The organism is Arthrobacter sp. UYCu723, assembly GCF_054059215.1.
Genome location: NZ_JBSSBW010000001.1, coordinates 425,798 through 445,563, shown reverse-complemented (window position 1 = coordinate 445,563; position 19,766 = coordinate 425,798). Strand labels below are relative to the sequence as shown.

16 protein-coding genes are annotated in these 19,766 nt (G+C 68.9%); 6 read left to right on the top strand and 10 right to left on the bottom strand.

Annotated features, from left to right (window positions below; genetic code table 11):
• Window positions 1–114 precede the first annotated feature (114 nt).
• Window positions 115–783, top strand: coding sequence for a VWA domain-containing protein (locus ACVWZ8_RS01965; protein WP_456503620.1), 669 nt, complete (start codon window positions 115–117; stop codon window positions 781–783).
• 134 nt (window positions 784–917) lie between these two features.
• Here ACVWZ8_RS01965 and ACVWZ8_RS01960 read toward each other — a convergent pair whose 3' ends face one another.
• From ACVWZ8_RS01960 to ACVWZ8_RS01950, 3 genes are all read right to left on the bottom strand, one after another.
• The gene (locus ACVWZ8_RS01960; protein ID WP_426976543.1) at window positions 918–2,354 is read right to left on the bottom strand and encodes a class II fumarate hydratase; all 1,437 of its coding nucleotides are present in this window, start codon (window positions 2,352–2,354) and stop codon (window positions 918–920) included.
• Window positions 2,355–2,428: 74 nt separating this feature from the next.
• Window positions 2,429–3,043: a carbonic anhydrase gene (locus ACVWZ8_RS01955; RefSeq protein ID WP_426976544.1), complete on the bottom strand. Its 615-nt coding sequence runs from the start codon at window positions 3,041–3,043 to the stop codon at window positions 2,429–2,431.
• 9 nt (window positions 3,044–3,052) lie between these two features.
• On the bottom strand, window positions 3,053–3,733 hold the full coding sequence (locus tag ACVWZ8_RS01950; RefSeq protein ID WP_426976545.1) for a DUF4245 domain-containing protein: 681 nt from the start codon (window positions 3,731–3,733) through the stop codon (window positions 3,053–3,055).
• A gap of 221 nt (window positions 3,734–3,954) precedes the next feature.
• On the opposite strand from ACVWZ8_RS01950, the gene glpX reads away from it, so the two are divergent.
• The gene (gene glpX / locus ACVWZ8_RS01945; RefSeq protein WP_426979832.1) at window positions 3,955–4,977 is read left to right on the top strand and encodes a class II fructose-bisphosphatase; all 1,023 of its coding nucleotides are present in this window, start codon (window positions 3,955–3,957) and stop codon (window positions 4,975–4,977) included.
• A 10-nt stretch (window positions 4,978–4,987) separates the two neighbouring features.
• Here glpX and ACVWZ8_RS01940 read toward each other — a convergent pair whose 3' ends face one another.
• From ACVWZ8_RS01940 to ACVWZ8_RS01915, 6 genes are all read right to left on the bottom strand, one after another.
• Window positions 4,988–5,977 carry an endonuclease domain-containing protein gene (locus ACVWZ8_RS01940; RefSeq protein WP_426976546.1) on the bottom strand — a complete coding sequence of 330 codons (990 nt, stop codon included), beginning with the start codon at window positions 5,975–5,977 and terminating at the stop codon, window positions 4,988–4,990.
• A gap of 210 nt (window positions 5,978–6,187) precedes the next feature.
• On the bottom strand, window positions 6,188–7,168 hold the full coding sequence (locus ACVWZ8_RS01935) for a lipid II:glycine glycyltransferase FemX (RefSeq protein ID WP_426976547.1): 981 nt from the start codon (window positions 7,166–7,168) through the stop codon (window positions 6,188–6,190).
• Window positions 7,169–7,172: 4 nt separating this feature from the next.
• Window positions 7,173–8,465, bottom strand: coding sequence for a mannose-6-phosphate isomerase, class I (manA, locus tag ACVWZ8_RS01930; RefSeq protein WP_426976548.1), 1,293 nt, complete (start codon window positions 8,463–8,465; stop codon window positions 7,173–7,175).
• Window positions 8,466–8,568: 103 nt separating this feature from the next.
• Window positions 8,569–10,212 carry an LCP family protein gene (locus ACVWZ8_RS01925; RefSeq protein WP_426976549.1) on the bottom strand — a complete coding sequence of 548 codons (1,644 nt, stop codon included), beginning with the start codon at window positions 10,210–10,212 and terminating at the stop codon, window positions 8,569–8,571.
• A 10-nt stretch (window positions 10,213–10,222) separates the two neighbouring features.
• A complete protein-coding gene (purE, locus tag ACVWZ8_RS01920) occupies window positions 10,223–10,825 on the bottom strand; it encodes a 5-(carboxyamino)imidazole ribonucleotide mutase (protein ID WP_456503619.1) in 603 nt (200 codons plus the stop codon).
• Window positions 10,822–12,018, bottom strand: coding sequence for a 5-(carboxyamino)imidazole ribonucleotide synthase (locus ACVWZ8_RS01915; RefSeq protein WP_456503618.1), 1,197 nt, complete (start codon window positions 12,016–12,018; stop codon window positions 10,822–10,824). Before ACVWZ8_RS01915 ends, purE begins: the two co-directional genes overlap by 4 nt.
• A 238-nt stretch (window positions 12,019–12,256) precedes the next feature.
• Here ACVWZ8_RS01915 and ACVWZ8_RS01910 point away from each other — a divergent pair, with 238 nt between their 5' ends.
• Window positions 12,257–12,820, top strand: a complete 564-nt coding sequence (locus ACVWZ8_RS01910; RefSeq protein ID WP_456503617.1) for a GtrA family protein — start codon at window positions 12,257–12,259, stop codon at window positions 12,818–12,820.
• 36 nt (window positions 12,821–12,856) lie between these two features.
• On the opposite strand, the gene ACVWZ8_RS01905 is transcribed toward ACVWZ8_RS01910, so the two are convergent.
• Window positions 12,857–13,561 carry a TIGR03089 family protein gene (locus tag ACVWZ8_RS01905; protein WP_456503616.1) on the bottom strand — a complete coding sequence of 235 codons (705 nt, stop codon included), beginning with the start codon at window positions 13,559–13,561 and terminating at the stop codon, window positions 12,857–12,859.
• A 369-nt stretch (window positions 13,562–13,930) separates the two neighbouring features.
• On the opposite strand from ACVWZ8_RS01905, the gene ACVWZ8_RS01900 reads away from it, so the two are divergent.
• From ACVWZ8_RS01900 to ACVWZ8_RS01890, 3 genes are read left to right on the top strand one after another with little or no spacing between them, the layout of a single operon-like run.
• Window positions 13,931–14,476, top strand: coding sequence for a WhiB family transcriptional regulator (locus tag ACVWZ8_RS01900; protein ID WP_426976553.1), 546 nt, complete (start codon window positions 13,931–13,933; stop codon window positions 14,474–14,476).
• A 29-nt stretch (window positions 14,477–14,505) separates the two neighbouring features.
• Window positions 14,506–17,976, top strand: a complete 3,471-nt coding sequence (locus ACVWZ8_RS01895) for a glycosyltransferase family 2 protein (RefSeq protein ID WP_456503615.1) — start codon at window positions 14,506–14,508, stop codon at window positions 17,974–17,976.
• Window positions 17,969–19,729 (top strand): DUF5719 family protein, encoded by a 1,761-nt coding sequence (locus ACVWZ8_RS01890; RefSeq protein WP_456503614.1) that lies wholly within the window; start codon window positions 17,969–17,971, stop codon window positions 19,727–19,729. Before ACVWZ8_RS01895 ends, ACVWZ8_RS01890 begins: the two co-directional genes overlap by 8 nt.
• Window positions 19,730–19,766 lie beyond the last annotated feature (37 nt).

Sequence of the window (19,766 nt, the reverse complement as noted above, 5' to 3'; positions counted from 1 at the left end):
GCGTGAAAGATGATCCAGCGGGCCCTATATTGTCGGTGCCCGGCCGTAGCCTGTTCGTGTCCAGTCATCCGCTGGAACAGTTGGCCCGGGCGTCCGGGCCGGAAACGGGGAAACATGACAGACTCTGCTTTGACACACGTGTACGTCCTCCTGGACCGATCGGGGTCCATGAGTGCCATCGCCGACGACACGGTGGGCGGATTCGCGGCCTTCGTCCGTGAGCAGCAGTCGGTGGCCGGCCGCTGCCGGCTCTCCCTTGCACAGTTCGACGACAGCTACGAGCGGGTCTACGCCGCAGAGGACATCCAGGATGTGCCTCCCCTGGACCTGCAGCCGCGCGGCAGCACTGCCCTGCACGATGCCATGGTCCGGCTGATCGGGGAGGCCGGCGCGGAGTTGGCCGCCCTGCCGGAGGACCGGCGACCCGGCACGGTTCTCGTGGCCGTCCTGACTGATGGCCACGAGAACTCGTCGCGGGAGGCCACGGGCGCCATGGTCAAGTCGCTGGTCGAACGTCAGCAGAGCCAGTGGGGGTGGCAGTTCACCTACCTGGGCGCAAACCAGGACGCCGTGCTGACGGCCAGCGGCCTCGGAATCCGGGCAGAGGACGCTTTGACGTATGCCGCGGGAAACGTGGACGCGGCCTTCTCGGTCCAGTCGGCCAAGACCCGCCGGCTGCGTGAGGCCCGGATCGGCGGCGCCAGCATGGCGGATGCGGCCGCGGCAGCGGCCTACACGGCGGAGGAGCGGGAGGCAGCCGGGGGAGATCCGCCCGGGGTCTGAGGAGAGGCGCCTTGGCCGGGGTCCGGCGGCCACGAACGACGTCGGCCGGCAACCTTCAAGGAAAGCTGCCGGCCGACGTCGGACGTTCTTACGGAGTGCGGGTGCCGCCCGCGGTCACTACGACTTCGCGGTCACTAGGCCTTGTGCGGCGGACGCGTCATGGACATGACGTCCAGTGCGGTGTCCAGCTGCTCCTCGGTCAGTTCGCCGCGCTCCAGGAAGCCCATGGCCACCACGGTCTCGCGGACGGTCAGGCCCTCGGCCACGGCCTTCTTGGCGATCTTGGCGGCGTTTTCGTAGCCGATGAACTTGTTCAGCGGGGTAACGATGGACGGGGAGGCCTCGGCCAGGAAGCGGGCGCGTTCCACGTTGGCGGTGATGCCGTCGATCATCTTGTCCGCCATGACGCGGCTGGTGTTGGCCAGAAGGCGCACGGACTCGAGCAGGTTGGCGGCCATCACGGGGATGCCCACGTTCAGTTCGAAGGCGCCGTTGGTGCCGGACCAGGCGATGGCGGTGTCGTTGCCGATGACCTGGGCGCACACCATGATGGAGGCTTCGCAGATGACCGGGTTGACTTTGCCCGGCATGATCGAGGAGCCCGGCTGCAGATCCGGGATCGCGATTTCGCCGAGGCCGGTGTTGGGGCCGGAGCCCATCCAGCGCAGGTCGTTGTTGATCTTCATGAAGGAGATCGCGATGTTGCGCAGCTGGCTCGAGGCCTCGATCAGGCCGTCGCGGTTGGCCTGGGCCTCGAAGTGGTTGCGGGCCTCGGTCAGCGGCAGGCCCGTGTCGGCGGCGAGCAGTTCGATCACGCGCTCCGGGAAGCCGGCCGGGGTGTTGATGCCGGTGCCGACGGCCGTGCCGCCGAGGGGAACTTCGGCCACCCGGGGGAGGGAGGCGTTGATGCGTTCGATGCCGTAGCGGACCTGCGCGGCGTAGCCGCCGAACTCCTGGCCCAGGGTGACCGGGGTGGCGTCCATGAGGTGCGTGCGGCCGGACTTCACGACGTCCTTGAACTCGACGGCCTTGCGTTCCAGCGAGTCCGCCAGGTAGCCGAGGGCCGGGATCAGGTCGTTGATCAGCGCGGACGTGGCGGCCACGTGGACCGAGGTGGGGAAGACGTCGTTGGAGGACTGGGAGGCATTGACGTGGTCGTTCGGGTGGACCACCTTGCCGCTGCCGGCGGCCTTGAGGGCCCGGGAGGCAAGCTCCGCGATGACCTCGTTGGTGTTCATGTTGGAGGACGTGCCGGAGCCCGTCTGGAAGACGTCGATGGGGAAGTCGCCGTCGTACTTCCCGGCGGCAACCTCATCGGCAGCGTCGGCGATCGCCTGGGCCAGCTCGCCGTCGAGCACGCCCAGTTCTGCGTTGGCCTGGGCGGCAGCCTTCTTGACCCGCGCGAGGGCCTCGATGTGGGCGCGCTCCAGGGTCTTGCCGGAGATGGGGAAGTTTTCGACTGCACGCTGCGTCTGGGCGCGGTACAGGGCGTTCACGGGGACGCGGACTTCGCCCATCGTGTCGTGTTCAATGCGGAACTCTTCAGTGTTCAACTCTTCAGTGGAAGTCATGGGGCTAGCTTATTGGGAGGGGGCGCCCCATCGAAAACCGTGAACCGGCTGGCGGAAGGCGGCCGCCGGCGGGACTACAGTTCGCCGATTCCAGAAACGCGGTCGGCATGGCCGTCGGCCAGGCTGTAGGCGAGCCCGATCACGGCGGCACGGCCGCTGTCGATGGCGTCCGAGATCACGCGCGAGCTGTCCACCAGCCGCCGGGAGGTCTGCTTGACGTTCTCGACCACCATGTCGTTGATGCCGTCCTGATTGTTACGCAGTGAGGCCAGCACCGAGGGCGTGATCCGCTCGACCAGGCTGCGCATGAAGCCGACCGGCATCTCCCCGGTTTCCACGGCTTTTTTGGTGGCCGTCACGGCGCCGCAGTTATCGTGGCCGAGTACCACGATCAGCGGCACATCCAGGACGCTGATGCTGTATTCCAGCGAGCCGAGCACGGCGTCGTCGATCACCTGCCCGGCGGTGCGGACCACGAAGGCGTCCCCCAGGCCGAGGTCGAAGATGATTTCGGCGGCGAGCCGGGAATCGGAGCAGCCGAAGATCACGGCGAAGGGGTGCTGGTTCTCCACGAGGGAGGAACGGCGCGAGGCGTCCTGGTTGGGATGGGAGGATGCGCCGGTAACAAAGCGCTCGTTGCCTTCCCGGAGGCGCTGCCAGGCTAGGGCGGGAGTCAGGTAAGTGGCCACGGCAATACCTTACGGTGATGGAGGGGCGGAGGGTGAAACTGTTGCTTCGGGATTGTTGTCCAGGGACGTCACGACGGCGGCGGCCAGCACCGTGAACTCGTCGAGCTGCGCCGGGCCGCTCAGGATGACGGTAGTGCCGCGGTGGACGAGCACCATGCTCTTTTCGCCCTTGCCGGTGTCCCGGAGTTCCCAGTCGCGTCCCCCCGCGTTCCTGGTCCCCGTCAGGGGAGCATTTTTCACCTGCTGCAGCAACCACGTGGGATTGGACTGCCGGGTCTGCACCAGGCCGATGAAGGACTGCTTGGGCGTGATGTAGCCGACCTCCCAGGTCGCGACACCGGTACCCGTGCCGGACTCCCACCGGGCGTAATTCGGCCGGAATGCGTCGCCCGTGGAGGGGGCCGCCGGTGTGAATCCCGCCACACCTGCGGCATTCTTCGCAATGCCGCTGACATCGATGTCCGGCCGGTAGCCGTCGCTCTTCGGCGACGGGTTCAGGAGGACGATCGGCAGGAAAACGGCGATGCTCAGCGCCAGCGCAATGAACATACCGATCACCGAGGCGTTCGCGCGTTTCGCCGCCCCGGCGGCGATGACGGGCTTGACGGGCGGCTGGCCGGCCTCGGCCGGGGCTCCCTGCGCGGCTCCGCCGGCGGGGGGCACTGGGGCTGCGGGGGACGTATCCTGCATTTCACTCACCCCTCTATAGTCGCCCATCCCGGTGCCGATCTCACATTCGGGAGTACCGGCCCGTGGCAGAGTGAGGTGTTTCACGGCGTGGTCATGCCGAGACGTAGCATTCCCGGCGCGACTATGATCAGTAACAGACGAATCACCGCGACGGATCGATCTTGGCCGTCCGGGTTCAACGATCGCCACTCGAAGAAGAGGTTCACGTGTCACCAGCGTCCATGACCCAGAAGTACTCCACGCTTTCCCCGTCTCTCGCCGTCGGGATCGACGAGCCTGACCGCAACCTTGCACTGGAACTGGTCCGCGTCACCGAGGCCGCGGCCATCGCCGGCGGCCACTGGGTTGGTTTCGGCGACAAGAACAAGGCAGACGGCGCCGCCGTCGACGCCATGCGCTCCTTCCTTCAGACGGTCCACTTCAACGGCGTTGTGGTCATCGGTGAAGGCGAGAAGGACGAGGCCCCGATGCTCTTCAACGGCGAGAATGTCGGTGACGGCACAGGCCCCGAGTGCGACGTCGCCGTCGACCCCATCGACGGAACCCGCCTCGCTGCCCTCGGCATCAACAACGCCTTGGCCGTCCTGGCCGTGGCGGAGCGCGGCTCCATGTTCGACCCCTCCGCGGTCTTCTATATGGAAAAGCTCGTGACCGGCCCGGAAGCGGCCGACATGGTGGACCTGCGCCTGCCGGTCAAGCAGAACCTGCACCTCATCGCCAAGGCCAAGGGCGTCAAGGTCAACCAGCTCAACGTGATGATCCTGGACCGGGACCGCCACCGTGGGCTCGTGGAGGAAATCCGCGAGGCCGGTGCCCGCACGAAGTTCATCATGGACGGCGACGTCGCCGGTGCTATCGCTGCCGCGCGCGCCGGTACCGGTGTCGATGCCCTGATGGGTATCGGCGGTACGCCGGAAGGCATCGTCTCGGCCTGCGCCATCAAGTCCCTCGGCGGCGTGATCCAGGGCCGCCTGTGGCCCACGAGCGATGACGAGAAGCAGAAGGCCATCGACGCCGGCCACGACCTGGACCGTGTGCTGTCCACCAACGACCTCGTCTCCAGCGACAACTGCTACTTCGCGGCCACCGGCATCACCGACGGTGACCTCCTCAAGGGCGTGCGCTACTCCAAGGACAAGGTCCTCACGCAGTCCATCGTGATGCGCTCGAAGTCCGGCACCATCCGGTTCGTGGACGGCGAGCACCAGGCCAGCAAGTGGGAAGGCTACGCCCGCAAGAACTAGGCCGCTCCCTTCAGGTAGCGCGAACGTACGCTTGGGGCCCCGGATCGACGCGATTCGGGGCCCCAGCTGTACGCTCGCGCTGTTCTTGGCGGCCCAATGCGGCCCGGACCTTTTCGACGACGAACGGGTGGTCTCCCTCCAGGTCGTCCTTGGAAACCCTGATCTCCCGCCAGCCAAGGCGTTCGGTCGCCGTCTGGCGCAAGATGTCGAGCCTGTACTGCTGTGGGTCCCCGTGGTGTGCGCCGTCGTACTGCAGGGCGATCCGGTGTTCCGGGTAGGCCGCATCAGGCCAGACGGCGGGCCGGCCCCAGCTGTTGCGGACCATGTAGTTGAGGACAGGTTCACCCAGCCCGGCCCGGCAAAGGACGAGCCGCATTTTCGTCTCCTGCGGAGAATCCGCCCCCACCCGGATATCGGCCAGCGCTGCACGCGCCGTCCGCACCCCGCGCATACCGGGATGCGCGGCGACCATCCGCTGCAGCTCGCCGATCGAGGCCAGTGCAACGCGGGGCGCAGGAAAGTCCCGGCCGTGTCCGACGACGATCGAGTCGCCGGCCGCCACCAGCTCGTCCGGGGCCAGCAAGGACGCCAGATCCAGCCACGTCCGGGCCGCTGAGGTGACGCGCAGGCCGTTCAGATTGACGACCTCGCCGGCAAGGAAGGTCAGGCGGTGCCCGACGACATTCCGGCGCCGGGGTTTGCTGCAGTTGCGTTCCCTCGCCACATGGATCCGCCAGTCCTCCTGCAGCCACGCCGGGAGGCTCACACCCCAGACCAAGCCGCCGGAGTGATGGGTAATGATCGACACGCCGTCGAGGGCTGTGAAGGCGCGCAGGTTGGACGCCGCGCCGCCGGGACCCCCGGCGGGGATCCTGATGCCGCGGGAAGGAATGTAGACGTCCGGCCGGCGTGTGCGTTTCCGGGTCAGTCCGGCGTCATCCGAGGCGGCGGCTGTGAAGGAGCCAGCCAGGAGTTCCGGCGGCAAAGGCAGGCGGGGCATGCTTCAGTTTCGCCGGTCCGGGACCCCCGCACCCGGTTATCCACAGGCCGGGCCCCGCCTGACAGCGCGAACGGGCACCTGGCGCCCGGAAAACCGCGGTTCCGGGGCGCCAAGTGTCCGCTCGCGCGAGGGGAGAGAGGGGAGAGAGGGGGGAGAGGGGAGAGAGGGGGGAGCGAGGAGGAGGGAGAGGGAGAGCCCGGGGTGGAGGGGTTACTTCCGGAGCCGGGCGCGGACGCCCGTCTGCAGCCCCTTGACCAACGTCTTCGCGGCCTGGGCACACCGGCGGGCCAGCTGGTACGCGCCGTAGCGCAGCTTCCGCACCGGCAGGTCCCAGGTGCCGGGATAGGCCACCCCGCGTCCGCCGAAGGACTTCTTGAACACCGTGAAACCGGCCCACTTGTGGTCCGGCTGGTCTTCGGGGGCCACGCCCCAGAGGTCGACGTGCTTCAGGCCCTTGTCCCTGGCGTCGGCGATCAGGGTCACCAGCAGCGGAATGCCCGCGCTGAGCTTCCGGTGCGTGTCATCCAGCGCGGCGTGCGCGTAGGTGCGGGTGTCCGCCGAATCGTACGCCAGGGCGGCGGCGATCGGAGTGCCCTCCAGCTCGGCAATGAAGAGCGTCGCGGCCCCGGCCGGCATCAGGGAGCGGGCCACCTGGCTCAGGTACTCATCGCTCTGGGGCTTGAAACCGTTGCGCGCCGCGGTCATATGCAGGAAATCCAGCAGCACCGAGACCTCGGCCGGATCCTGGCTGGAGCGGAACGTCACACCCTTCTTGTGGATGTTCCGGTACAGGTTGCGGTTCACCGGCTTCATGTCCGCCAGGACGTCCTTGAAATCGCGGTCCAGGTCCACAATCCAGCTGAGCTCGGGCTGCTGGTTCGCCGGCGCGGGCTGCAGGCCGCGGCTGCGCAACACGGCGGCGGCGGGCGCTGGCAGGCCGGCACCTACCGGCTCAATCCGGACAAACACTGCCCCGCGGCTGCGCGCCAGATCCGTCAGGGCCGCCAGCGCGGCGTCGAACGCCTCCAGCGTAGAGGCCACCGGGCCGTAGGGTGCGTACAGCAGCTTCCCCGCCGGGTTCGTCTCCTCGACCGCGAGGAAGCTCCAGCCGGGCCCGGACTTTTCATGGACGGTCCGGCCCAGCGCGCGTTGGAAGTCGGCCCACGGGGGGCTCTGCAGGAAATAGTCCACGGTGTCAGGCTTTCAGTGCGGTGGTGACGGCAAAGGCCAGGGCTGCCTCGGTGGCGCCGGAGACGGCGTGCACGTTGACCGGCGCTTCGGCGGCGGGCAGGAAGGCGCTCGCGCCGCGGCCCAGGCGCAGCTCGCCCTTGGGGGAGTCGAGGAGGACGGCGCCGGCGACCACGATGATCACGGCGGCTCCGGACTGCGCCAGCGGGACCGGCTCGCCGCCGGGCTCCAGGTCCACCCGCTGCAGCTGGAATTCCCGGAACGGCGGCCGGAAGAGCTCCTGGCCCAGCATCGTGGTCCCGGCGCCGAGCATCGGCACGCCGACGGCCTCGAACGCAACGGTCTTGAGGAGCTCCGGCACGTCCACGAACTTGGGCGTCAGCCCGCCGCGGAGCACATTGTCCGAGGAGGCCATGACCTCGATCCCGAGGCCGTGGAGGTACGCGTGCACATTGCCGGCGGGCAGGTACACGGCCTCACCCGGCGCCAGCGAAATCCGGTTCAGCAGCAGCGAGATCAGCACGCCCGGGTCGCCGGGATATTCGCCGTTGAGCTCGACGACGGTCGACAGCTCCGCCTGGTAGGAGGCCGTGGGGGCGCCCGAGACCAGGGCGGCGACGACGGCGGCGGTCGCGTGCGAAACGTCCTCGCCGCCAGCTATCAGCCGTTCGAAGGCGGCGCGCAGGGCAGCCTGTTCGTCGGGTTGGGCCAGGTCTTCCAGCAGCTGCGGAACCAGCGGAGGGAGCTCGAGCCCAGCCAGGTCAAAGCACGCCGCCAGGTGCAGGAAGACGCCGCGGGATTCCACCGCCGGACGGAAGCCGCACAGTGCCTCGAAATCCGTCAGCGCGAAGATCATTTCCGGCTTGTGGTTGTCGTCCTTGTAGTTGCGCCCGGGGGCGGAGTGATCGACGCCTGCGGCCTCCTCCCGGGCAAAGCCTTCCCGGGCCTGGCGGAGCGTGGGATGCACCTGCAGGGAGAGCGGTCTGTCCGCGGCGAGGACCTTGAGCAGGAACGGCAGCCGGGGGCCGAACTCGGCGATGCTTTCGCCGCCCAGGTGATGCTCCGGGTCTTCCGCGATCAGCTCGTCCAGGGGCCGGCGTCCGTCGTCGTCAGCCCCCGCGGCGTGCGCTCCGCCGGAACCGGACGCGGCATACGACAGCGCCACGGACGGGGAGTCCGGGTGCGCGCCGATCCACAGCTCGGCCTCGGGCCCGCCGGACGCGGGCCTGCCGAGCAGTTTCGCAATCGCCGTGGTGGAACCCCAGGCGTAGGGCCGGAGGACGTTCTCGAGTTCGTACACTGCCTGGTCCCTATCTGGTTACTGACGTTCGGTCGCTAAAAGTTGGGTGGACCGCCGGATCAGGTCAAGTCCGCGTCCCGGATATCCGGAGCGCTTCCGGAGTCTAGAGCGGCGCGCACTGGCCGTTGGTCGCGACCAGATCGCGGATCGACTGTTCGTCGCCCTGACGCTTGAAATCGTTGAGCATCTCCTCCGTGATCGGCTCGCCGTCGGGCGTCGTGGTCACGGGGGTGAAGTCCGACGGCGGCGGCGGGGGCTGCGTGCCGGTTACCCCGCCGGCGGCGGAGAGCGGTCCGGGCGCCGCGGCCTGCGGGAGCAGGCTGTCATCGGCCGTTGCCGAGGCCTTCGCGGCGAGGAGCCGGTCCACCCGCTCGTGGATCTGATCGAAGTCCGGAACCGTTGAGAAGGAGGCGTCGAAGTCCGGCGGCCCGATGGTCAGGCGGCTCACTTCCTGGCCCTTGGCCTTCATCGCCAGGTCCACGAAGCTTCCGAGCTGGCCAGCGGAAATATTGGAGTCCACCACCTTGGTGCCCGCCTTGGCGATGTCTTCGAACTTGGACAGCAGCGTGGCCGGGTCGAGCTGCTTGAGCATCGCCTGCTGGACGCACTGCTGCCGCTGGATCCGGGCGTAATCGTCCACGAATTCCCGCGAACGGCCGTACCAGAGGGCGTGGTAACCATCCAGCGTCTGGTCTCCTGCCGGGATCCAGCCCAGCGGCATGCCGTGAATGCCGTTGGCCTCATCGACCATGTCGCCGCTCATCGGGACCCAGCCGCCCGCCTTGATCCGGATGCCGCCCATGGCATCGATGAGCTTGGAGAAGCCTTCCATGTCCACCAGCACGTAGGCCTGGACCTTGATGCCGAGCGTTCCGGACACCGCCTCCAGCGTGGCCTGCGCACCCGGGTCTTCCACCCCGGGGTAGAGGTCCTGGTGTTCGTTGGTGACTTCGGTGTTGATGGCGTTGATGAGGCATTCGTCGCCGCAGTCGTAGCCGTCGGGGTATATCTTGCGCATGGGGGAGTCTTCGCTGAACTGCGCGTTCTGGAGGTTGCGGGGCACCGAGATGATGGCGGTTTTGCCGGTCTTGGCGTCAACGCTGATGACGGAGAGGCTGTCCGGGCGGCGGCCCGTGCGGTCCGCTCCGGCGTCGCCGCCCATCATCAGGAAGTTGTACCGGCCCTCGGACGGCTCGATCGTGGGGCCGTTGGAGGAGAAGATGCTCCCGATTGCGTCCCGTCCCACGTTGAGCAGGTAGGCCGCATAGCCCAGTGAACCGCTGCCAAGGACCATCGCCAGCACGAGGGCCAGCACGACGGCGGGGCGCACCCCGGGTGCCAGCAGCGCCGGGCGGATCAGGCGCAGGGTGTTGTAGAACAGGGCGGCCCAGCCGATGGCGAGGACCGCGAGGCCGATGACCAGCAGGAGCGAGGCGATGGGGTTCGTCAGGAGGTTGATCAGCGTGGAACGCGCCGTCAGGAGAAGCACAACCGCCGCAAGGGTCAGTGCCCAGACGGTGAAGGTGACCCGCAGCGCGATCCTTCCGAGCCGCTTGTTGCCCGCGACGATCTGGGCGCTGCCGGGAACCAGCAGCGTCATCAGGACCAGCAGGAACGCGCGCTTGGTCAGGACCGGTGCCGCGGCGCCCGAGGGAAAGCGGACAGGGTCCGTCAGGGACGGCTGCGGCTGGTTCTGCCGGTCCGGCCGCCGTTTGTTCTGCGGAGCAGGGGCGTAACTATTGGTCATCGGGTGATCCTTAACGGCTGCTCCGCGTGGCTGTGCTTCCGTTCCCGTCGGAGAACACTTCGCTCACTTTTTGCCGGAGGTTGGCGCCTTTGCGCGTGGCGACGTCGTTGAGTTCCTGGGCGAACTCGACGAGGTCGGCCCTGAGCTGGGTGGCGAGGTCATCGGTGCCCGAGGCGAGCATCCGGACGGCGAGCAGCCCGGCGTTACGCGCGCCGCCGATGGACACCGTGGCGACGGGAACCCCGGCGGGCATCTGCACGATGGACAGCAAGGAATCCATGCCGTCGAGCGTCTTGAGCGGCACCGGTACACCGATCACGGGGAGCGGCGTGACGGAGGCGAGCATCCCGGGCAGATGGGCGGCGCCTCCCGCGCCGGCGATGATGACGCGCAGTCCGCGCGCGTGCGCGGTCTGCCCGTAGCGGATCATTTCGGCGGGCATGCGGTGGGCGGAGACGACGTCGGCCTCAAATGGGATGCCGAACTCGGCGAGCGCCTCGGCGGCAGCCTCCATCACGGGCCAGTCCGAGTCCGAGCCCATGACGAGGCCAACGATCGGGCCGCCGCTGAGTGGTTCGCTGCTCGCGGCGGGCATTTCGGTGCTGGCGCTCATGCGGTCTCCTCGGAAAGTCCAGATGGGGTGCCGGGCTGCGCCCGGCCGTTCCTGATGATGTTGGCCACCGTGGTGGCCCGCTCCCGGAGGGAGTCCACCTCCGCCGCGGACGTGCCGACAAGGTTGACGTGGCCGATCTTGCGTCCCGGCCGCACGGCCTTGCCGTAGCAGTGGACCTTCGCGGCGGGTTCGCTGGCGAGGGCTGCGGGGTAGGCGGAAAACAGGTCCTGGTTGTCGCCGCCCAGGAAATTCTTCATCACGACGACGGGGCCGAGGACGTCGGTGGCGCCGAGCGGCAGGTTAAGGATGGCGCGGAGGTGTTGTTCAAACTGGCTCGTGACAGAGCCGTCCTGCGTCCAGTGGCCGGTGTTGTGCGGGCGCATCGCGAGTTCATTGATCAGGAACCCTGCGCCGACGCCGGGCGTTTCGAACAGTTCAACGGCCATGACACCCGTGACGCCCAGCTCGTTGGCAATCCGGAGGGCTGCGTTCTCTGCCGCAGCGGCCACCTCGAGCGGGATGTCCAGGGCGGGGGCGATGACTTCGTCGCACACACCGTCGACTTGGATCGTGTGCACCACCGGCCAGGCCCTGGATTCACCGTCCGGGGTCCGGGCGACGAGCGCCGAGAGTTCGCGGCTGAACTCCACCTTGGCCTCGGCCAGCAGGGGCGACATCGCCTCGAACCACGCCGAGGTCCCGGCGGCGTCAGCGGCGGAATCAACAATCCGCACGCCCTTGCCGTCGTAACCGCCGCGGGGGGTCTTCAGGACCACGGGCCAGCCGGTGGCCTCGCCGAAGGCAGTCAGCTCCGCCACATCGGCGACGGCGGCCCAGCGCGGGTTGGGGAGTTCCAGCCTGTCGATGGCGGCGCGCATCACGAGCTTGTCCTGGGCGTGGACCAGGGCGTCCGGGCCGGGGTGGACGTTGACGCCGGCCCGGATCAGGGAGCGCAGATGCTCGGTGGGGACATGCTCATGATCGAAGGTCAGGACGTCCAGGCCGCGGGAAAACTCGAGCAGGTGGTCCAGATCGGTGTAGTCACCGACCGGGGCGTTGGCCACGGCAGAGACGGCAGAGACGCCCTCCCCTTCGGCAAGGACGCGGAGCTCGAAGCCCAGGGCGGTGGCCGCCGGGGCCATCATGCGGGCCAGTTGGCCGCCGCCAACAACACCGATTACAGGAAAAGTCACATCACCCAGCCTACCGAAGACCTCACCTTATCCCCGACTTAACCCCGAATTTGCGCCGTCGGACGCGGCAGGGACGGCGAATCCCGCCACATCGAGTCCGCGCTCCGACCAGGTTGGGAGGGCGCCCGTGCAGCTCCCAAGGCCCCCAGTTACCCCCTGCGGGGCGAGCTCCCGGCAATCGGCGCTAAAATAGTCCCTTGGCCCAATGGCCGACAGTTCCAGCAGGCCACGGAGGGTCATGATTACTACACTTAATGAGCGCATGCGCGGGCTTGCCTCGCTCTTCTGGCGCGAAGTGGCCAAATTCGGTGCCGTTGGAGGTGTTGCGTTCGTCATCGACAACGGACTCACGTACTACCTGATGCACGGTCCGATGACCGACAGCGAGGCCAAAGCCCGGTTTGTCGGCGCCAGCGTCGCCACCGTCTTCTCGTGGATCGCAAACCGCTTCTGGACCTTCCGGCGCCGCCGCCAGGACAACGTGGTGCGCGAGTTCCTGATGTTCATCCTCATCAACGGCATCGGCATCGGCATCTCCACCGGGTTCACCGCCCTCGCCAAGTACAGCTTCGGAATTACCGACAAGAACATGCTGTTCCTCGCGGGCGTCGTCGGCATCCTCGTGGCCACCGTGATGCGGTTCTTCGCCTACCGCTTCCTGGTCTTCAACAAGGAACTCGACGAAGAGCCGGAATTCTCCCACGACCACGAAATCATCGAGCGGCACCGGCACGCGGCTCCCGGCGTCCGGGTTCCTGAAGAGCAGGTCAAGGATCCCGAGCTGCCGGGCCCGCACTCCTAGGGTCCAGGGGCTACGGCCCGGCTTTAAGGACGGCGCCTAGCGGCCGTCGACGCGTTCCTCGCTGAGCAGCTTCTCCGTCACATCGACGTCGGGGTGCACCAGCACCACCGAACCGTCGGTCTTCCAGACGCCCAGCGACCGGGCCAGGGCTGCCTCGAGGCCGTCTCCGGCCGGCACCAGCAGCCGCAGTCCGGCGTCCTGCACCGAGGCGAAACTGTCCAACAGCCCGGCGTGCGTGTGCGCCGTCCCGGCGGTGCTCAGTACGGCCGGCCGGGATGCTTCCGGATCCACGTGCGGCATGAAGACGTCGCCGTGGGACCGGACTTCGGCGGCGTAGTCGACGACCCCGCTGGGCAGCTCGCCCGGCCAGCGCATGGCCAGGGCCGGCAGCGCCACTGCCAGGACGGCGTCGAACGCCCCTTCCGCGGCGGCAGGCCCCGGATCGGCGGTGGCCACAAGGTCCGCTTCTCCGGCATCGAGCACCAGTTCCATCCCCAGTTGCCAGGCCGCGAGGGCGAGGATCAGCGACTTCCAGTGCGCGGGCAGGTCCAGGCGCAGCCGCGTACCGGGCTCGGCGTCGAGCTCGTCCTGCAGGAGGTTGCTGGTTTTCGCCACCCAGTTGTCCAGGACCCGGCCCGAGAGTTCAACGCGTTCGCCCTCCGGCCCGTACCAGGTGAGCCGCGGCGAGGTGGACTGGCCGGAACGCAGGGCTGTCATCAGATCGAATGCCGGGATGCTCATGCCTTCATCTTGCCACGGCCGTCTTGCCGGGGTGCGCGGACCCGTGATCTTCGTCATAGGCGCGCCGGAGGCTTTGCTCCGGACGCCATCCAGCCCGCCCGGAAGATCCCCGGGATTTCGGTAAAAACGTCCGGAAGTACTCAGCACCCTGACAACTACGGTGCCGCCGTGCGGGGGGCGGGCGAAAAATCCCGGGCGTGGCGTGCCTCCGCAACAGGTCTCAAGTTGATTATTATCTCCGCCGCGGCTTGACTCCCGGATACTTACACACGTGTAATTAGGTATCGAAGGCCAATGCGTAGAAACCGGCACACAACCGAGTGTCCGAGTGTCAGGCAAAAGGCTGCAAAATCAGAGAGGGAAACGCCAATGGGGCTAGCAGAGCGTATCCATGAAGATGCCGTCGTCGCCGGCCAGGCCACGGCGAAATACCGTTCACGCGGAGTGCCGAGTGACTGGTACGTAGATCCGGCCGATCCGGTCGCAGCCGACCGTTACAACGAACACACTCGAGACTCACTCCAGGACCAGGCCACGGCCTTCCTGGCGGCGCACGATGAACTTCTGGCCGGCAGCCCGGACCAGGACAACGATCTTCACGACCCGCCGATGGAACTGCACGCACTCCGCGCAGGCACCACCGCGCAGCCGGTCTGGATCGGGTTGCCGTCCCGGCAGGACTTCGACGATGAAGGCGAGCTCGGATGGCAGACGGATGCGCTGTGCGCACAGACGGACCCGGAGGCATTCTTCCCTGAGAAGGGCGGCTCCACGCGCGACGCAAAGAAAGTCTGCGGGGCCTGCAACGTGCGTTCGCAGTGCCTCGAGTACGCCCTGTCCAACGACGAGCGCTTCGGCATCTGGGGTGGCCTCTCCGAGCGGGAGCGCCGCCGGCTTAGGAAGCGAGCAGTCTAATTCTTCAGGAAGTACGAGTCACCGCCGTCGTGGTCTCCCACGACGGCGGTGACTTTCTCCCCAGGACCCTGGCAGCGCTGGCGGGCCAGACCCGGCCGGCGGACGCTGTGATAGGCGTCGACACCGGTTCCCGCGACCACTCTGCAGCTCTCCTGGAGCAGGCGTTCGGCAAGGCCAACGTCGCTCACTTCGCCCAGGCCAGAGGCGGCATGGGCGCCGCCGTGACTGCCGGACTCGCCGCCCTCGCGCCATGGCCTGCGAAGGGCGGGACGGCGGGGGGCAGCGGCTCAACCGGCCGGCCCGGTTCGGAATGGATCTGGCTGCTGCACGACGACGCCGCACCGGCACCCGAAGCCCTCGCCGAACTGCTCCATGCCGTGGAACGGGCCCCGTCCGTCACCGTGGCAGGCTGCAAGCAGCTGGACTGGCACGCCGAGCGGCGGCTGATCGACGTCGGCCTCTCCACCAGCCGCTGGGCCGAACGGTTGACCCTCATCGACGCCGACGAACTGGACCAGGGACAGTACGACGGCCGCAGCGACACCTTTGCCGTCAACTCCGCCGGCATGCTCGTCCGCCGCGACGTCTGGGAGGAACTCCGGGGCTTCGACCCCGCACTTCCGGGCAGCGGCGACGACGTCGACTTCTGCTGGCGCAACCGGCTTGCCGGACACCGGGTGGTGGTGGTGCCTGCCGCCAGGATGTTCCACGTTTCGCACCGGCCCCAGGCGATGGGCAATGCGAAGGCAGCCCGGAAGGCCCAGGTCCACCTGCGGCTCAAGCATTCGGCTGGCTGGAAACTTCCGCTGCATGCGGCGGGCGCACTCCTGGGGAGCCTTTTCAAACTTGTCCTGAGCATCGCTGTCAAGGACCCCGGCCACGGTTTCTCCCAGCTGCTCGCTACCTTTGGCGGCCTGGGACGCCCCGCTGCCGTGATCCGCGGCCGGCGCAATGCCGCGCGGACCCGCCGCATCCGCCGCTCCGTCATCAAGGGGCTGCAGACACCGCGGCGTGAGGTCTGGGCCCACCGGCGCTCCCTGATGGAAGCCCTGGGCGCGGACGACGCCGGCGAGGCCCTCACCGGCCACGAACTGGCCGAGCAACCCAGCGGCGACGCCGCGGACGACTTCGCCGCCCTCGCCACCTCCGAGCGCGGATGGGTGGGCAACGGCGCGCTGCTCGCCGTGCTCGTCACCACGGTGGCGTCCCTGATCGGCCTGCTCAGCCTCTTCCAAGCCGAGGCGGTCTCCGGAGGCGCACTGATTCCCGTCTCGCTCCGGCTGGGCGAGGTCTGGGACCACGCCTCCGGCTGGTGGATCACCCTCGGTGCGGGCCTTCCGGGGCACGGCGACCCCTTCGGCTACGTGCTGTGGCTGCTGGGCGTGCTGGGCGCGGGGGATGCCAACGCCGCCCTGGTCTGGCTGCTGGTCCTCGCCATGCCGCTGTCCGCGCTCGGGGCCTGGTTCGCGGCCGGTGCGCTGACGCAGCGCCGCCGGCTCCGCCTGGCCGCCGCGTTCGTCTGGGCCGGTGCCCCTGCCCTTCAGGTGGCACTCAACCAGGGACGCGTCGGTGCGCTGCTCGCCCACGTCATGATGCCCCTGCTCGTGCTCGCCCTGCTGCGGGCCACCGGCACCGCCGTCGGCCACGGCCGTCATGCTGTTCAGGCCCCGGGGGAGAGGCGCACTAGCGTGCAGCCTCCCGCCAGGCTGCAGCCTCCCGCCAAGCTGCAGCCTCCCGGCAGGCTGCAGCCTCCCGCCAGGGCGGGTATTAACGGAACCCCGTCGTGGACCGCGGCGGCTGCAGCCGGGCTCGCGCTGGCCGTGGTCACCGCGGCTGCCCCGGCACTGCTGGTGCCCGCCGTCGTCGTCGTGGTCCTTTGCGGTGTGCTCCTGGGCCGGCGTGGCCGCACCGTGTGGTGGGCCCTGCTTCCCAGCGCGGCACTGTTTGTGCCGTTCGCTGTCTCCGTCATGGACCGGCCCCGGGCCGTGCTTGCCGATCCCGGCATGCCGCTGGGCTTCGACGCGGCGCCGCTCTGGCAGCAGGCGCTGGGGCAGCCGCTGCGGTTCGCAGCCGACGGCGGCCTGACCGGCCTCCCGTTCTTCGGCGGTTTCGGCGCAGCGGCGATTGTTCCCTGGGCGTTGCTGCTTGCACTGCTGATCGGCCTGCCCGCGCTGCTGCTCGCCGCGGCCGCGCTCTTCCTGCCGGGGCGGCCGGGCGTTGCCCGCTGGCTGTGGGCGGCGGCTGTCCTGATGCTGGCCGGGGGCTGGCTGGCGGGACACGTCGCCACCGGTGCCAGCGCGAGCGTCCTGGTCACGCCGTTCACGGGACCCACGGTGTCCGCTGCCGCGTTCGCCATCCTCGGTGCCGCGTTGCTCGGTGCCGAAGATTTGCTGGATTCTGCCGACCGGGCCGCCGCAGCGACGGCCGGGCGCAGGTTCCTGATCCGCGCCACCGCCGCCACGGCCACCGTCCTCCTGCTGGCCGGACCACTGGCAGGGCTCACGGCCTGGACCGCGCAAAACCTTCTCCAGCCCCCCACGCCGGCCGCGGAGTCCGCGGAGTCCGCCGACGCACCGTCAGCTGTGGATTCCACAGCGGCCGCCGGCCTGGTTGCCGGAACGGGAAGCCTCGGCACGCCACGGCTGGTCCGGCCGGCCATGCCCCGCACCCTCCCGGCCACCGCGGTCGACCGCGGCCAAGGCCCCGAACAGGCCCGGACCCTGATCATCACCGTCACCGGAAACGACGGCTACGGCGCCACCCTCATGCGTGGTGCCGGCACCACCCTGGACGCGCTGTCCACGGCCGCCGCCGCCCGCCCCATCCTGGGGCAGCCGGGCAGTGAGACGGTCCGGGACGACGACGCCGTCGCCGGTTCCCTCCGCGGTGTCGTCGCCATGATCGTCGCCGGACAGGGGGTGGATCCCCGCGAAGACCTGGAGCGGCTCGGAGTCGGCTTCGTGGTCCTGCGGGCCTCCGACACCGCGGCCCAGCTCACGGCCAGCAGGATGGACGCCGTCCCGGGACTCGTCGCCGTCGGCAAGACGGATGTCGGCTGGCTCTGGCGGATCAGCCCCCTGAACCAGCCGGTCATCGAGGCCGCCGACGTCGCGCACCGCGTGCGCATCGTCGACGGCGACGGTGCGGCCATCGGGCTGCTCCCCTCGGAGGCGGTGTCCGCCTGGGCCCCAGTGCCTGCCGGCCCGGAAGGCCGCCTCGTCGTGCTCGCCGAACGCGCCGATCCGGGCTGGAGCGCCTGGCTCGACGGACGCCGCCTGACCGCCACCACCTCGGGCTGGGCCCAGGCCTTCACCCTGCCCGCCGAGGGCGGCCAGCTGAGCATCCGCTATGAGGCTCCCTGGGCCCTTTGGGCAGGAATCGCGCAGGCCGTCGTGATCGGGCTGACCGTCCTGCTCGCGATTCCCATGCCGGCGCGCCGGCCGAAAACCGGGCTCTCACGGGACGAAGGCTCCCTGCGTAAGGAACATCAGCATGCATAAGGAAGCCAGCGACGGCGCGAAAGACAGCCCCGACGCCCCTGAACAGCAGGTAGCTGAACAGCAGGTAGCTGAACAGCAGGTAGCTGAACAGCAGGCAGCTGAACAGAAGACGTCGGGCAGGCCGGCCAGCCGAAGGGCAGCCGGCCCGGTGCCGACACGCCTGAAAATACCGCGGCGCGGGACAGTGGGGCGTGTCCTTTCCGCCCTCGCTCTCGTCGCCGCCGGCGGCGGGCTCGTGTCGGCGGCGTCGCTGGTGCCGCAGGAACGTGGCAGCAGGCAACTCGAGGCGCCCGTGGCGGCCGTCCCGGCCGGCGGCAACATCGGCGTCTGCCCGGGACCTGCCCGGCTGCTCGAAGGCACACCGGTGGGCACCGATCCGCAGTTCAGCCCGGAGTCTGCCAGCGCGAAAAGCGTCGTGAATGCTGTCGTGCTCAGCTCAACCGCGGGCACCCTGCCCGGCAGCCGGCTCGCCTCGCTGAAGGGCAAGACCCTCGTCGAGCTCGCCAAGGCCGCAGACCCGTCCGCGTCGGCAACCGCCGCCAAGCCCGCCGTCGGTGCGCCCGCGCCGCTGGCCGGGGTGGTGCGTGAGCGCGCCGTGGACGCGGTCAGCGTCCTGAGCGCCGATGCGCAGGCAAACCGCCAGCCCTCCGCCGGCGCCATCATGAGCTTCACGGCCGACGACGGGGACCTCCGCGGTTCAGCTGCCGCGGCCTGCCAGCAGCCTGCCAACGATCTCTGGCTGGTCGGCGCGAACACCGCGCTCGGCCGGACCGCCGTACTCAACCTCAGCAACGCCTCAACCACCCCGGCCACCGTCAGCCTGGACCTATACGGGGCAAAGGGCCTGATCCATGCGCCCGGAAGCCGAGGGCTCCTCGTGGCGCCCGGCAGCACCCGCTCCGTCATCCTGGCCGGGCTGGCCCCCGGTCAGGAACGGCTGGGCGTCCGGGTGCGCAGCGCCGGCGGCCCGGTTGCCGCCGTGATCCAGCAGAGCGTGCTGCGCGGGCTCACCCCTGGCGGAGTCGACTTCATCGTGCCGGGAACGGCCCCCGCGGCCCGCCAGGTGATCTCCGGCGTCGAGGTACAGGATCCCGCCGCCCTGGCGGCCCTCACTGCGAAGTCCGGTTCCGCTGAAGCCGGACCATCCCTTCAGATCGCGGTGCCCGGCTCCTCCGACGCTGTGGTGGCCGTCAAGCTGTACGGACGGGACGGGCAGAAAGCACTGCCTGGCGGGGGCGTCGTGGAGGCGAAGGCCGGAGCTGTCACCGAAGTCTCGCTGGCGGGTCTGCCGCAGGATTACTACACCGTCGAAGCCAGCTCGGACGTCTCCTTCACCGCTGCCGCCCGCGTCACGAAGGGACTGGCCTCGGAGGATGCCTCCGACGTCGCATGGTCGCCCGCCTCGGCCAGGCTCGGAAGCCAGCATGTTGTTCCGGTGCCCGCCGCCGGGGACCGCTTCCTGGTATTCGGGGCGCCGGGCGGACAGGCCACGATCTCTTACACCCCAATCACCGCTGACGGAAAAATTCGGACGGCCGCGGCCGCGGAGATCGCCGGTGGAACCACGGCGTCCTTCAAGGTGCCGGCCGAGGTGGAGGGTTCGCCGATCGTCGGCTACCAGCTGTCCGCCGCTGGTGAACCGGCCTACGGCGCGGTGCTGCTGCAGCAGGACAGCTCCCAGGACATCTCAACCATCGCGGTGGCGCCGGGAGCCGCAGGCCAGGAACAGGTCCCGGTTTCGCTGGGGTACTAGTCTGTTTTATTCGCTGAGGGACCGGCTGTTGTAGTCC

Bases quoted from the DNA above. Each gene is read 5' to 3' on its own strand.
- ACVWZ8_RS01965 (WP_456503620.1), top strand. From the start codon at position 115: ATGACAGACTCTGCTTTGACACACGTGTACGTCCTCCTGGACCGATCG.
- ACVWZ8_RS01960 (WP_426976543.1), bottom strand. From the start codon at position 2,354: ATGACTTCCACTGAAGAGTTGAACACTGAAGAGTTCCGCATTGAACAC.
- ACVWZ8_RS01950 (WP_426976545.1), bottom strand. From the start codon at position 3,733: ATGCAGGATACGTCCCCCGCAGCCCCAGTGCCCCCCGCCGGCGGAGCC.
- glpX (WP_426979832.1), top strand. From the start codon at position 3,955: ATGACCCAGAAGTACTCCACGCTTTCCCCGTCTCTCGCCGTCGGGATC.
- ACVWZ8_RS01940 (WP_426976546.1), bottom strand. From the start codon at position 5,977: ATGCCCCGCCTGCCTTTGCCGCCGGAACTCCTGGCTGGCTCCTTCACA.
- ACVWZ8_RS01925 (WP_426976549.1), bottom strand. From the start codon at position 10,212: ATGACCAATAGTTACGCCCCTGCTCCGCAGAACAAACGGCGGCCGGAC.
- purE (WP_456503619.1), bottom strand. From the start codon at position 10,825: ATGAGCGCCAGCACCGAAATGCCCGCCGCGAGCAGCGAACCACTCAGC.
- ACVWZ8_RS01910 (WP_456503617.1), top strand. From the start codon at position 12,257: ATGATTACTACACTTAATGAGCGCATGCGCGGGCTTGCCTCGCTCTTC.
- ACVWZ8_RS01905 (WP_456503616.1), bottom strand. From the start codon at position 13,561: ATGAGCATCCCGGCATTCGATCTGATGACAGCCCTGCGTTCCGGCCAG.
- ACVWZ8_RS01900 (WP_426976553.1), top strand. From the start codon at position 13,931: ATGGGGCTAGCAGAGCGTATCCATGAAGATGCCGTCGTCGCCGGCCAG.
- ACVWZ8_RS01890 (WP_456503614.1), top strand. From the start codon at position 17,969: ATGCATAAGGAAGCCAGCGACGGCGCGAAAGACAGCCCCGACGCCCCT.